The organism is Brevibacillus massiliensis (assembly GCF_000311785.1).
Lineage (GTDB): Bacteria > Bacillota > Bacilli > Brevibacillales > Brevibacillaceae > Brevibacillus_C > Brevibacillus_C massiliensis.
Genome location: NZ_HE978549.1, coordinates 40,918 through 54,852 on the forward strand (window position 1 = coordinate 40,918; position 13,935 = coordinate 54,852).

13 protein-coding genes are annotated in these 13,935 nt (G+C 54.3%); 1 reads left to right on the top strand and 12 read right to left on the bottom strand.

What is annotated here, in order from left to right:
• Window positions 1–938, top strand: a 938-nt coding sequence (locus tag HGBM_RS28300; RefSeq protein WP_147512965.1) for a selenium metabolism-associated LysR family transcriptional regulator, incomplete at its 5' end; no start/stop codon positions are given.
• A gap of 108 nt (window positions 939–1,046) precedes the next feature.
• Here the strand turns inward: HGBM_RS28300 and HGBM_RS22560 are convergent.
• From HGBM_RS22560 to HGBM_RS22615, 12 genes are all read right to left on the bottom strand, one after another.
• Window positions 1,047–2,267 carry a M20 family metallopeptidase gene (locus HGBM_RS22560; protein ID WP_019123359.1) on the bottom strand — a complete coding sequence of 407 codons (1,221 nt, stop codon included), beginning with the start codon at window positions 2,265–2,267 and terminating at the stop codon, window positions 1,047–1,049.
• A 6-nt stretch (window positions 2,268–2,273) separates the two neighbouring features.
• The gene (locus HGBM_RS22565) at window positions 2,274–3,176 is read right to left on the bottom strand and encodes a carbohydrate kinase family protein (RefSeq protein WP_019123360.1); all 903 of its coding nucleotides are present in this window, start codon (window positions 3,174–3,176) and stop codon (window positions 2,274–2,276) included.
• Between the two features lie 14 nt (window positions 3,177–3,190).
• Window positions 3,191–4,030: a BtpA/SgcQ family protein gene (locus HGBM_RS22570; RefSeq protein ID WP_019123361.1), complete on the bottom strand. Its 840-nt coding sequence runs from the start codon at window positions 4,028–4,030 to the stop codon at window positions 3,191–3,193.
• A 9-nt stretch (window positions 4,031–4,039) separates the two neighbouring features.
• A complete protein-coding gene (locus HGBM_RS22575) occupies window positions 4,040–5,044 on the bottom strand; it encodes an ABC transporter permease (RefSeq protein ID WP_019123362.1) in 1,005 nt (334 codons plus the stop codon).
• Entirely contained in the window at window positions 5,037–6,539 is a 1,503-nt protein-coding gene (locus HGBM_RS22580; protein WP_019123363.1) for a sugar ABC transporter ATP-binding protein, read from the bottom strand. The genes HGBM_RS22575 and HGBM_RS22580 overlap by 8 nt, the downstream gene beginning before the upstream one ends.
• Before the next feature lie 112 nt (window positions 6,540–6,651).
• On the bottom strand, window positions 6,652–7,629 hold the full coding sequence (locus tag HGBM_RS22585) for a substrate-binding domain-containing protein (RefSeq protein ID WP_019123364.1): 978 nt from the start codon (window positions 7,627–7,629) through the stop codon (window positions 6,652–6,654).
• Between the two features lie 32 nt (window positions 7,630–7,661).
• The gene (locus HGBM_RS22590; RefSeq protein ID WP_218917015.1) at window positions 7,662–8,945 is read right to left on the bottom strand and encodes a M20 family metallopeptidase; all 1,284 of its coding nucleotides are present in this window, start codon (window positions 8,943–8,945) and stop codon (window positions 7,662–7,664) included.
• A gap of 30 nt (window positions 8,946–8,975) precedes the next feature.
• Window positions 8,976–9,710, bottom strand: coding sequence for a glutamine amidotransferase (locus HGBM_RS22595; protein ID WP_026074607.1), 735 nt, complete (start codon window positions 9,708–9,710; stop codon window positions 8,976–8,978).
• Window positions 9,711–9,742: 32 nt separating this feature from the next.
• On the bottom strand, window positions 9,743–10,663 hold the full coding sequence (gene rbsK / locus HGBM_RS22600) for a ribokinase (RefSeq protein WP_019123367.1): 921 nt from the start codon (window positions 10,661–10,663) through the stop codon (window positions 9,743–9,745).
• Between the two features lie 28 nt (window positions 10,664–10,691).
• Window positions 10,692–11,693, bottom strand: coding sequence for a LacI family DNA-binding transcriptional regulator (locus HGBM_RS22605; RefSeq protein ID WP_019123368.1), 1,002 nt, complete (start codon window positions 11,691–11,693; stop codon window positions 10,692–10,694).
• A gap of 246 nt (window positions 11,694–11,939) precedes the next feature.
• A complete protein-coding gene (locus HGBM_RS22610) occupies window positions 11,940–12,389 on the bottom strand; it encodes a PTS sugar transporter subunit IIA (protein WP_019123369.1) in 450 nt (149 codons plus the stop codon).
• Window positions 12,390–12,476: 87 nt separating this feature from the next.
• Window positions 12,477–13,928 (bottom strand): PTS galactitol transporter subunit IIC, encoded by a 1,452-nt coding sequence (locus tag HGBM_RS22615; RefSeq protein WP_019123370.1) that lies wholly within the window; start codon window positions 13,926–13,928, stop codon window positions 12,477–12,479.
• Window positions 13,929–13,935 lie beyond the last annotated feature (7 nt).

The following is a 13,935-nucleotide window of genomic DNA, read 5'->3' on the forward strand; positions in this document are numbered from 1 at the left end:
GCGCGGCGATGAAAAAAAACTTTTCTGAGACGGCAAAAGTGATTCACCTTTCGCAGCCAACCGTCAGCCAGCAAATTCAGCAATTGGAATCCACCTTGTCCGTCAAACTGTTTGAGCGAACGACAAAGTCGATCAAATTGACAGATTCGGGAAGGGTGCTCTACGATTATGCCGAAAAAATTCTGCAGCTTGTGGAGAAAGCGAAGAAAGAGCTGCACCTGTTATCCCAGTCGATTCACGGAGACTTGCAGATCGGGGCCAGTCTAACCATCGGCGAGTACATCCTGCCTTATCTTTTGGGGAAGTTTTCAAAGGAGTACCCCAAGATCGACCTGCTCATGAAAACGTACAACTCCAGGCAAATCGTCGAACTGCTGGAGAACAGGGAGATCGATCTGGGTTTTGTCGAGGCGCCTGTCCCGGGTAAAAACCTGTCTCAATGCCCGTTCCTGGACGATGAATTGGTGGTGATTGCATCAGCGCTGGAGCCTGACCCCCAGCTTGAAAACAGGGATTGTATCACGGCCGAGGAGTTGTTCCGGCTTCCCGTCATTCTCAGGGAACCCGGGTCCGGAACGAGGCAGGTCATTGAAGATGCGCTCCGCCAAAACCATCTTGATCCCGGGAAACTGCAGGTTGTGCTGGAATTGGGGAATACGGAATCGATCAAGGCCACCGTGGAATCCGGATTGGGCATCTCGATCATCTCCCGGTCCGCCATTCAAAAGGAGCTGAGATTAGGCAGCCTGAAAATGATGAAGGTTCAAGGAATTCACCTCCAGCGGTTTTTTTCGATCGTGTACGACAGGAGCAGGATTATGCCTGTACACGTCGAGGCCTTTCTTCAATACGTCCTGAAACATGCGGATCTGCTGCGGCATCAGCTGCGTTTGCAGGACGCGGCTGCGGATTGCATCAGCCAAAACGACGCGGGATGACGTTCGTCCAACGTCTGGTCCGAAGCTGCAGGCCGCTTACCGTGTGCACAAAAAAAGAGCACTTCCCGGCGTGCTCTTTTGGCCAAGGGAGCCTTAGCTCCCCCCGTTTCAATTGTCTGACGGCCCGTCGCCTGCCACTTGCAGGTAATCCAAGGCCAGCGCCATGTAGAAGCGAATCGCGTCCAGATATTTTGCGACATCCACCCATTCATCCGGCTGATGGGCCAAGCCCGGTTCACCCGGCCCGTAAATCAAGACAGGAATTCCCTTCAGATGAGGCTGATACACCGAAGCATCCGTATAGTAATTGACTCCTCTTGGAGAAGATTTCTGTTGAAAGCAGGATTCATGTGTCCGGATGGCCGTTTTGATAAAGGGATGGTCGGCGGATGTGTGGACACAAGCCAGATCGTTGCGAATGTCTACCTGAAAACCGGCCGACACGCTCTCGCTTGCCCGCTTGGCGAGCTGCGTGATTTCAGCGACGATCGCCTGATGATCCTGCCCCGGCACAGTCCGAATGTCAATCGTGACACTGCACTTGTCCGGTACGACATTCGGGCTGACTCCCCCTCTGATCATCCCGATATTGATGGTGGAGTTCCCCAGAACGGGATGGATCTCAAACTGAAACCGGTACTCGTTCAATGCAGTGATGAACCGGTTGACGGCCTGGATCGCGTTGATGCCGTGCTCCGGCATGGACCCGTGGGCCGTTTTCCCGAACATCGTCACTTCCAGCCACAGCGCCCCTTTATGGGCGATTACAACCTGATTGGACGTCGGTTCGCCGACGACGATCGCTGTCGCGTGGTCAATCTGTCCTTTTTTCACCGCTTCCCGCGCACCCAGACAGTCCACTTCTTCGCCAACGGTGCCCATGAACAGCAGGTTGCCGGCCAGCTTGATGTTTGCCTTGGCCATGCACTCCAGCGCGAGTACCATCGCAGCCACACCGCTTTTCATGTCTGTTGCGCCGCGCCCGTAGAGGCGGTCTCCGACCTGTACCCCGGCAAAGGCAGGGTGTTTCCATTTGACATCACCCACCGGAACCGTATCGAAATGGCCGCTGAAGACAAGGGTTTTCCGCTCCTTTGCGGAAGCTTCAGGCGCCCCGGCAGCCGGCCGGGAAACGAGCAGATTGGTCCGTCTCTCTGCCACCTCGTCCAGCTGAAGCTGCAAATCCGTTCCTGACAGGCGCTGTTTTATCGCTTCGGCAACTGCCCGCTCCGCACCCGGCGGATTTACGCTGTTGATCTGGATGAGCGACTGCAAAAAAGCGAGTGCGTCCGCCTCGTCGATCTGCCGAAACAAGTTTTCTCTCTCCATACCGATCTAACCTCCCCATTCCCCGGCAAAGGGCAGGCCGTCTCTCGCTCCCATCCGCGCGACGACCCGTCCGCCCAAGGTGATGCCCCCCTGCAGGATCTTTTCTTTTGACCATCCCCGGGCAAATCCGTACAGCACGCCAATGGCAAAGGCATCACCCGAACCGGTCGAATCCACTGCCTTCACACTTTGGGCCGGCAGGGACAGCACTTCCCGGGAGTGGTCCGACAGCGAGCTGTAGACAGCGCCGTCCCGGCCCCTTTTCACAAAAATCTCCTGAATCCCCAGCCCATGCAGGGTTTGCAGGGCCTGGTCGATCTGTTGGTCAGGAAACAAATCGTGCAATTCCGTGCGATTCACAAACAGGATGTCTGTCTCGGACAAGAGCGGCTCCAGGCAGGCCAACCCTTTTTTCGTCAGCAGGGAACTGGGGTCAAAGGAAACGCGCAAACGAGGATTTTGCCGCTTCCATTGGACAAGCTGCCTGGCCTGGGGAACACGCGGGCTGCTCATATGCAGGAAATCCAGATCTTGGATAAAACGCTGCGGAATCTGCGTAACATCGTACTGTGCGTTTGCCCCCGGGTACGTGTACATCGTGCGCAGCCCATCGCCGTTTACCAGGACCATCACCATGCCGGAAGGGGCGTCCGCGATCGTCTGGACGTAATCCCGGTGCACGCCCTCCAGACTGTCGAGCAAAAAGGACGTATACAGCTGCCCGCCGACTGCCCCCAGAAAATAGACATCCTCGCCCAAACGGGCAAGCCCTACAGCGACGTTCGCCGCCGATCCTCCCGGCGAAATTTGCAGGCTGTTCATCTCGGTCTCCTGATCTATTTTCGCAAAGGCAGCCACTTGACCGATGATGTCTGTATTGATAAAGCCATGTACAGCGATTTTCGCCATCGGTGACCGCCAGCCTATCGCAGGGTATAGACCTGCTCCATGAAGCGTTTTACTTTGTCAACATCAACAGGCTCCCACCAATTTCCATTTTCTTTCAGGAAGCTTCCGACGATCGCCCCGTCTGCCACGGAGAGAATTTTCGCCGCGTTCTGCTCGGTCATCCCGCTGCCGATGATCACCGGAAGGGACGTACTCTCTTTAATGCCCAGAATCTCGTCAAGCGATGTCTCGTCGCCGGTGCGATTTCCTGTCGCGATCAGGACGTCCGCATCAAAAAATTCATTGTCGCGCGTCTGTTCCGCCAGACTGCGATCGGCGACAATCGCATGACTGCCGTGCTTCACGTGAACGTCCGCGAGGATTTTGATATCGTCTCCGAAGAGCCGCGCCTTGTACCTCATCGCCTTGGCGGAGGCTCCTTCGACAAATCCCTCGTTGGCGATGTAGGCGTTTACCCACTGATTGGAACGCACCCATTTTGCTTGCGACGCTTTGGCGATGGCGATCGCCGGAATGACGGCGTTCGCCAGGCAATTGACGCCAAGAGGCAATTTGGTTATCTTGGAGATTTCCACTCCGACCGCGGTCATCGCTGCCACTGTCTCAAAGCCAAAGTCTTCCGGCTTGGGAAAAGGCAGGTCCCAGGCGTTTTCAATTTGCAACCCGTCTACGCCGCCCGCTTCGAGCCTGCGGACATCCTCCAGCGCAAATTCGATTATTTCATTGATCGATTCCCCTTTGTAACGCGGGGAGCCTGGAAGCGGTTTGAGATGAACCATGCCGATAATCGGTTTCTTTACCTGAAAAATTTCTGTTAACGCGTTTTTCTTTTTGGGAAAAATGCCGCCGCCCATCTGCATCACCTACACGCTCTGTTTTTTTCTTGCTTTGATCGAATTCAGCCAAACAGCCAACAAGATGACAAGCCCTTTGATCATCAACTGGTTGTAAGAGGAAACGTCGAGCAGGTTTAATCCGTTGTTGAGGATGGAGATGATCGCGACCCCCATCAAGGTGCCGACAATCTTGCCTTCCCCTCCGAAGAGGTTGGTTCCGCCCAGTACAACGGCGGCGATGGCATCCAGCTCAGAGCCTGTCCCTGAATTGGGCGAACCGGTAGACAGGCGGGAAGCGAGGATGATTCCAGCGATGGCCATGACCGCTCCGCCAAAGGCGTACACGCCGGTCTTCACCCACGTGACGTTGATCCCGCACAATCTGGCAGCTTCTTCGTTGTCTCCGATGGTGTAGACATACCGGCCAAATCTCGTGTGGGTCAACAGCACATGTCCGATAATCACGACGACGACCATGATCATGACGGGAATCGGGATGGGGCCGAGGTACCCGCGGCCGAGCGCTCGAAAGGCAGCATCGGTCACAGCGATCGGGTTGCCCTGGGTGTAGACGAAGGCAAGTCCGCTGAGAATTGTCGTCATCCCCAAGGTCACGATAAATGGCGGAATCTTCTGTGTGGAGACGGCTGCGCCGATAAACAGCCCGATCAACCCGCCCAGGATGATGGTCAGGAGAACCGCCAGCGGAATTGGCACTCCGGCAGTGATCAGTCCCGCTACAGCTACGCCGCTGACGGCAATTTGCGACCCGGCACTCAGATCAATACCGCCGGTGATGATGATAAAGGTCATCCCCACGGCCATAATGCAGAGTACGGTTGCCTGACGGGTGACGTTGATCAGGTTGTCAACGGTGAGAAAGTCCGTTGTGACGATGGACAAAACGACGAAGAGCAGGACGAGGCCAACCATTGTGCTGCCTTTGTCAAAAATCAGATAAAGCGTATCCTTCCAACCGGTTTGCTTCCTGTTTTGGGTGACTTCCAGACCTGATGCAGAATCTTTAAGCACTTACCCCACCCCCAAATGCGAGTTTCAAAATATTATCAGGTGTGATCGCCGGTTTTTCGAGGATGCCGGCGATCCTGCCTTCGCGCATGACGATCGCCCGGTCGCTCATCCCGACAATCTCCGGAATCTCCGAGGAGATCATGATGATCCCGACCCCCTGCTGGGCAAGCTGGCTGATCTGGGCAAAAATCTCCGCCTTCGCACCGACATCCACCCCGCGGCACGGCTCGTCAAGAATGAGAATCCGCGGTTCCTGGATGATCCAGCGGGAAAGAATCGCCTTCTGCTGATTTCCGCCGCTCAAGGTTGAAATCGGCTGCTCCAGCGTGGCGGTTTTGATGTTCAGCTTTTTCTTATACTCTTCTGCTGCCTTTTTCTCTGCCTGTTTATTTACCAGCAGGTACTTCACATATTTTTTCAGGTTGGACATCGTGATGTTTGCACGGACGCTTTGCTTTAGAGCCAAACCTGTTTCTTTGCGGTTTTCAGTCACAAATCCAATCCCCAATTTAATGGCATCTGACGGTTTTTTAATCTCTACTTTTTGATGATCGATATAAATATCTCCGGTATCCTTTTTCAACAATCCAAACAGGGCCTGGGCGATTTCGGTACGGCCCGCCCCCACCAGCCCGGCGATTCCGAGGATTTCCCCGCGCCGCAGTTCAAAGCTGATATTTTTCAGGACGCCACTCTTCGCAAGATTTTGCACGGATAAGATCGGCTCGCCCAGCGGGGCGTCAACCTTGTTGAAATAATCAGTCACTTTGCGGTTGACCATTAATTCCACAAGCGTGTCGACGTTTTTCACCTCGTTCATGGGAAGCGTTTTAATATGCTGCCCGTCGCGAAGCACTGTCACTGTGTCACAAACCCGGAAGATCTCGTCCATCCGGTGTGAGACGTATAAAATGCTGACCCCTTTTTGCTTCAGCTCCTCTACCAGCGACAACAGGACCTCTGTTTCTCTCTCTGAGAGCGAAGACGTAGGTTCATCCATGATCAGTATTTTGGCGTTTTGGGAAATCGCCCGTGCGATCTCAACCATCTGCTTTTGCGCAATGCTGATGTCTTTCACCAGTTGTTTCGGGTTGATATCAATTTGCAAAGAAGAAAAAATCTCTTTCGCCGCACGGTTCATTTTCTTCCAATCGATCAGGCCAAAACGCGTTGTAGGCTGCGTTCCGAGAAAGACGTTTTCGGCGACAGTCTGGTACCTGGCGACGTTCAATTCCTGGTAAATGCAATGAATGCCCAATTTTTTGGAGAGCTTCGGATCCATCTGTTCGATCTCTTGGCCCTGAAAGGTAATCGTGCCGCTCGTTTTGGAATAAGCTCCTGTCAGTATTTTGATCAACGTGGATTTGCCTGCCCCGTTTTCTCCCACCAAGGCGTGCACGCTTCCTGGATAGACCGTCAGGGAAACATCAGACAGAGCTTTTACACCGGAAAATTCTTTACAGATATGCTGCAGCTCCAGAATCGGTGAACTCAACAGGGACCCTCCTCCCACATGGTGATTCGAAAATCCATCCGGCTGTACATTCCCTTTCTTTTGTGAGGGCCCCCGCCTGGCGAAAATAGCAGGCAGGGGCCAAAATCACGGCCTATTTTTTGAAGTATTCATCAACGTTCGACTTGTCCATAAGCACCACGGGAACACTGATATTCTTGTCCAGCTGTTTTCCCTTGATCGCGTCTACTGCCGCTTTTACTGCTTCTTCCCCGATTTTTTCCGGCTGCTGCTGAATCATGGCGAGAATTTTGCCGTCGCGGATCCCTTCGGCTGCTTCCGGCGTGACGTCGAAACCGACGATCTTCGTATTGGTCTGCTTGGCGGATTCAAGCGCGGCCAGCGCCCCGAGCACGCTGTTTTCCGCTGTTGCGTAGATGTAGTCGACATCCGGGTTGGCCTGGAGGATGTTCTCTACGGTTGCCATGGATTTTTCGCGGTCATAGCCTGGCTGATCGTTCAGAATGGTAACACCCTTCACGTCGGCGAGAGCTTCTTTAAAGCCGCGCAATCTCTCTTTTTGGACGAAAGATTGAACATGGGTGACAACTGCGATCTTTACGTCTTTGCCGTCTTTTTCAATCTGTTTCTTCAAGTACTCCCCGATTTGTTTGCCCGCTTCGTAGTTTTCCGTTCCGATAAACGTGTCCACTTTGTCGCTTGGCACGACCGAGTCTGCTGTGATGACCGGGATTCCTTTGTCTTTTGCTTCCTCCACTACCGGGACCACGCCGGAATTGTCTACGGCCAGAACGATCAGACCGTCTACGCCTTTTTGCATGTAGTCCTCAATCGCGGAAACCTGCTTTGCCAAATCGAGGTTGGGATCGTTGACCAACAGTTTTACGCCAGCTTCCTCTGCGGCTTTTTTCATTCCTTTATCGATGTCGATAAAGAACTGGTGGCGAAGTGTTGCCGTCGTCACGCCAATCGTGATCTCTTTATCCGATTGGGCCGCCGGAGCAGAATCGGAACTGCCCTCGGGCATTTCCGCAGTGCCCGCTCCGCCACTGCACCCTGCCAGGATCGTAAACATTGCGGCAATTGCCAAGACAGAAGCTTTTTTGAACATCGTTGTAACCCCCCGTTTTTTGAATGTATCTGTTAAGATTCGATACCACACCAGGAAATGATAAAGTTGGCATACACTTCAATCAATAAAAGGAACTGGTCGATTGGAACCGATTCATCAATGCAGTGGCACTGTCTCGGGTCCCCGCATCCGAGAATAATGGTAGGGATATCGGCGAATCCGGCCAGCAGGCGGGCATCACAACCGGCAGGCATGCCCTCGATCACAGCTTCTTCCTGAAGGACCTCTTGCAAAACGTCCCTGACCTTTTGGACAAGCGGGTGGGATACCGGTGTCTCGAACGGAAATCCTTCCTGATAAACCGTTACCTTCGGCGGGTGTGCCCGCAGCCACTCATCTCCCTTGACGACTCGGTCGATCGCGTCGAGCACCTGCTGATGGACGCGTTCGCGGGTTGTTTCGTACGGTTCGTTTGGCTTTGGCTGGTAGTGGAGACACGTCTTTAACGTACAAGACCCTGGGACGACTGAACCGGCAATGCCTCCCTTGATCTCGCCGAGGTTGATCGTCTGCCCGGGCAGCAACGGATGCCGCTCCGTCATCAGCCACTGGTGCTCCAGCTCTTTCAGCGATTGATAGATCTTAATCGCCTTGTCGATGGCATTGACGCCTTCCCACAGTTGGCTGGAGTGCAGGCTTTTTCCCTCGACGGTGATCTCGTGGAACAAAAATCCCATGTGAGCCGGCTGAATGTGCAATTGCGTAGGCTCGCCGACAATCGCAGCGTCCGCCCTGTAACCCCGTTCGACACAGGCCAGGGTACCGTTGCCGCCGCCCTCTTCGTCAACCACCGATTGGATGATGAGATCCCCTTTGAGCCGGACGCCCAGGGTCTGAATCACCTCTGCGGCCAGAACCATGGCGGCCAGGGATGCTTTCATGTCCGTTGAGCCCAATCCGTAGAGCACGTCGCCCTTCACTTGACCGCTAAAGGGGTCGTCCGCCCATTTTTCCCGGTCGCCAAACGGCATCGTGTCGATATGGCCGTTTAAGATCAGCGATTTCCCGCCGCCCGTACCTTTTCGGACACCGACGATATTGGGCCGTCCGTCGTTTTTGTGCCCCAGATTGGCGCCGGGGTATTTCTTGATTTTCTCGTCATCGACGCAAAACTCGTCGATTTGAAAGCCCATCTGCTGAAGCTTCCGACGGATGATTTCCTGCCCGGCCCGCTCGTTGCCGCCAAGCACGCCATGCCCGATGACCTGGGTATCCGTCTGGACTAATGCAGACAAAAAATCGATGTACGCATCCTTGTTTTGCCGAACAATCTCCTTCACCTGCACACGTACCACCACTCTTTCCCGTCGATTAGTTTGCCTCTCTTACCGCTTGATGTGCTCCAGGATGCGGGCCCACAGCTTTTGATAGTGCGGCCACTCCATAAACTCCCTGGGTCCCCAGTGCGGTGCGCAATCGCTGGCAAAACAAGCCGTCTTGCCCTTGCCGTAGCGGCCGACGACGAGAAACGGATCTTCCTCGATCTTGACCAGCACTTCGGCATCTGCCTTGGCCGCAAACCGGTTGTAGCCAAGAAAGCGCGGCCAGCTTCCCAGACCCTCTGTGATCGCGTGCTCCCGCACGGTTTGCGGCTGTACGCCCTGCGGTTTTTCGACGCGATCATCGGCATCCATCAGTTCGACCGGGAGGACATCGGCAAGGACGGTGTTTTTGTAGTTGGCCTTTCCTTCAATTCCCATAAAGGAAAGATAGCCGCCAATCATCAGAAAACCGCCGCCGCCCGCGACATATTCACGGATCAGCTCCAGGCTGTTGGGGATGATCTCCATTTGGTAGAACGTCGGGTTTTGCAAAAGGAACGTATTGCTGCCGATGTCGCTGAGGACAATCGCATCATACTTTTCCAGCTCCTCGAGCTTCTTGGGAAAACGGACCTGCACCTCATGTGCCGGCATGTAATCAACGTCAATCGCGGAATCCCGCAGACACTGGAGCAAATACGTAGCCCCTTCCTCGTATTTCGTGGAAGTAAAACTGTCGTACCCCTTCGTGTGGATCATATGAATGACCCAGGATTCACCAATGAACAACACCTTCACCAAACATGCACCTCTTTCCAAAATGTTATATGTTATGGGGATTGTTCGCAGGATTCTGAAAAGCGGACAACCTCTTCGAGCGTCGGCATGCCCAATTGGGCGCCAAACCTGCCAACGGCGACAGCCGCTACTTTATTGGCGAAGGAGATCGCTTCGCCAGGCGGTTTCCCCAAGCCAAGCGCATACGCAAGGCCGGCGTTAAATGCGTCTCCGGCACCGGTGGTATCGACTACCGGGACGCGGTAGCCGGGAATGCGCTCAAGCTGCTGCCCCCGCTGTTTGCTGGCCACGCCCTGCGCGCCAAGTGTGGTGATGACATGCCGCACTCCCGAAGCGAGCAGCGTGTCAATTCCTTCCTCCAGGCCTGCTTGTCCATCTGCCAGAATTACCAGCTCCGTCTCGTTCGGCGTCAGGTAGTCAATGCATGCCAGCAATTCATCCGGCAGTTTTTGCGCCGGAGCAGGGTTTAAGATGACCGTCTTGCCCAATCGCTTTGCCGCCTGCGTAGCGTAGGAAACGGTTTCCAGCGGAATTTCCATTTGCAAAAGGACGATATCCGCGTTTTGGATCAGCTTCATATGGGCGTCGATATCAGCCGGTGTACAGCAGGCGTTCGCCCCTGGGACGACGATAATGCTGTTCTCTCCTTCGGCCAACAAGATGAATGCCGCCCCCGTGCCGCTCGTTTCGACTTCCTTCACACCCGTCCGGTCGACGCCTGCGGTCCCGAGCGAAAACAGCAGTTCGCTGGCAAAGAAGTCCTTGCCGACACTGCCAATCAGCGCGACTTCGGCTCCGAGCCGGGCTAGTGCCACCGCTTGATTGGCCCCTTTCCCTCCCGGAACAAACTGCATGCCCTCGCCCAGGATCGTCTCACCCGCAGCGGGGGGACGTGATGCTTGGACAACCAGATCCATATTTAAACTTCCGATAACGACGATTTTTGGCCTCACTCTTCCAGTACTCCTTTTTTTGTGTGTATCATCGGCATTTTTTCGTAGATTCCCTGACGATGAGCGAGACATCCAGCTCTATCACTTCACGTTGGCTGCTGGAATGGTTGATTCTCTCAATCAGCTTGTCTGCGGCGAGTTCACCCATCTGGTAAATAGGCTGGGCAACGGTAGACAGCTCCGGCTGGGTGATTTCCGACAGGTTCACTCCGTCAAAACCGCAAACAGCTACCTGATCGGGTACGGAAATGCCCTTTTTGTACAAGCCCTTCAACACCCCGACGGCCATCAAATCATTGCCGGCGAAAATCCCATCGATGTCAGGATGCCTGCCGAGGAGCTCCTCTACTGCCTTCAGTCCTCCTTCGAGGGTGAAATAGCCGGGAGCCAGCAGCGTGGGTGTATACCAGGGGTATGCCTTGGCGGCTTCCTCATATCCGGCCAGCCTCTCTCTTGCCGTAATCAGCTCCTGGGGGCCGTACACGTGAGCGATTTTTTTGCAGCCGACATCGATCAAGTGCTGCACGGCCGCTTTCGCTCCGCCGAAGTTGTTCACCCGGATGATGCAGCCAGACCCCGTCATCGGCGCCCTGTCTAAGACGACAAAGGGAATCCCGAATTCCTCCATCCGCTCGATATCTTCCGGGAGCAGATTATGGGTGGCAAAGATGATGCCGTCTACGTACTTCTGCTTCAACACCTCGATATAGGCTCTCTCTTTTACTCCCAGATCGTCTGAGTTGCACAAGATGACGGTAAAACCATTCTGCTTTGCTACATCTTCCACGCCCCTGGCCAATCCCGGAAAAAACGGGTTGGTGATATCGGGGAGGATCAAGGCAATCGTCTTGGTTTGTTTGCCCGCCAGTCCTCTGGCCACGTGGTTTGGCTCGAACTGAAGCTGTTTCATCGCCTTTTTCACTTTCTTCTCCGTTTCGCTGTTCACATATCCCTTCCGGTTCATCACCCGTGAAACAGTCGCGACCGAAACCCCGGCAAGCTTCGCCACATCCCGGATTGTTGCCGCCATACTCACTCACCACCAAAATGTGTAACCGGTTACACACGCCATAATAAAAAAGGTATATTTCTAGGGTGTTTGATGTGTAACCGGTTACTCATAGAATACTTTGAGTTGAACCTCTTGTCAATATAGTAGTTATTTTTACATAATTCGCCACGGTCAGATAAAACGGCCCCATTCCCCCTGACTCTCCTGTAACCTGCCGGGAGTTTGTCCGGGTGGAATGGGGCCGCTGAGCGCCTGCTCTTTGCGCTAGCCTATGCTTGTCTGCAGTAGCGCGACAACCTGATCAGCGGTTGACGCTTCTTTGATGCTTTTTAAAAGGGAGCCATTCGACAGCACGCCCATGATGTCTTTCAATAAGTCAAGCTGTTTTTGCGGATCGGCAATCGCCAGTAGCATGACCAGCCCGACATCCAGTTTCTTCTCGGCATCCCCCATCAGGCCAAAGGTTACCGGGTGTTCCAGCGTGGCGATGGCTATGCTCGACTCCTTGACATGGCTGCTGTCTGTGTGGGGAATCGCGATAAACACTTCTTTGCTCGGCAGTCCGGTAGGGTACTGCTTTTCACGTTCCACCACCGCTTCGTAATAGCTCTCCTTGACCGTATCGTTGGCCAGGAACAAATCGCTCAACTGCTTGATCACTTCTTCTGCGCTGGCTGCTTTCGAATTCAGCACGACGAATTCGGGACGTAACATCGCAATCAACCTCCTCGTTGGCACATCACCTGGTTTGGCCTGCACCCAGACTTGCCCGTACATGCGGTCGCCTGGCGACGCGGGTCCTCATCCGACCTGCGGAGCCTGCTCATGGTTCGGCTGTTTCTCCGGAGTGCTGCCGTATAATGCGCTGCGCTCCAGATAGTCCACGATCGCCGCTTTCTTTTTCTTGAACAGCACGTAAGCGACGGCGTATATCGCCAGAACAACGCCAATCCACAGCCAGGATTGCGATAAAAAGGCGAGGAAAATCAGTGCCGTTACCGGCGAGGTCAAAATGCCGAAACTGGTGATGAGCAGGGTTTCCGCCGGGATGGTGACGCCGACCCCTTTTGCCACTTCCGTAAACAGGGGCGCGGTATAAGTAGCCGCGTACAGCCCCAGGCTGAACCAAATGGCCCCGATGATGACGGATTTGAAAATGTTGCCGTTGGTAATCGCGACGATACCCTGGATCATGAAGGGCAGCGCGATCAAGTCGACGAGCGGCAGGACTTCATTTCCCGGCAGGATCAGCGCCAGGACGACCATGATCGGGATGAGCAGGATGCCGGAGGTCAGCGTAGCCGTCTCCCCGTACCCCATCGCGTCATTTACGCCCAGATACCACTCCCTTGATTTGTCGCCAGATTTGCTGTTGGACTTCTTCAGATTTTTCTTGGCCGTCTCCGTCAGCGGCAGGAACGCCTGGGCAAAAATGCTGGATACCTTCGGAAAGATCACCATGATCGCGCTGGTCGCAATCCCGACTGTGGCGATCTGGCCCCAGGAGGCCAGTTGGCCCAGGCTCGTCAGATTGCCCAAGAGCCCGAGCAAGAGGCCCAGAATCAAGCCCAGGGAGATCGGCTCTCCGAAAATGCCCAGCCGCTTTTGCAGGGCGTCCGGACTCAGGTTGATTTTGCTGGCGCCCAGCTTGTTCAGCACCCAGTTGAGGGCGATGGCGAAGGGAATGCTGCCCACGTGATGAAGCTGGACGATCGTAACGCGCGGATACTGAAAGTACGTCGACCACCTCTTCGCAAACAATTCGGAAAAGAGCAGGCTGTACAGGTTCAGCACGATCATGCAGGCAATCGCCAGGAACATGCTGTCGGTAATCAGGTAAACCATCGACCCCCAGACCATGTAGGAGTAATTGTTCCACAAATCCCCCGGCTGAAAGACATTCGTCCACTTGATCGCAAACAGGAAGATTTGCAGCACGAGTGCAAGCCCGAGGAAGATCATGCCTACCCGCGTGGAGTAGGCGACGATGGCCGTGGCCTGCCAACCGATGTCAAAGACGGGAAGGCTGACCCCGGTGCTTTTGACCATATTTTGGACAACCGGCATGATAATCGGAATAAAGGCATTGGTCAACAGGTTGAAGCCAAACAGACCGATCCCGGCATAAAGCGCGGAATAGAGAGCTTTTTTGACTTCCACTTTCATCGCCAGCGAAATGATAAAGATGACGACCGGGACAAAAACGGGAGCGCCAAACGTGTCAAAAATATCCTTTAACGTCTGCAGAAACATACGGGTT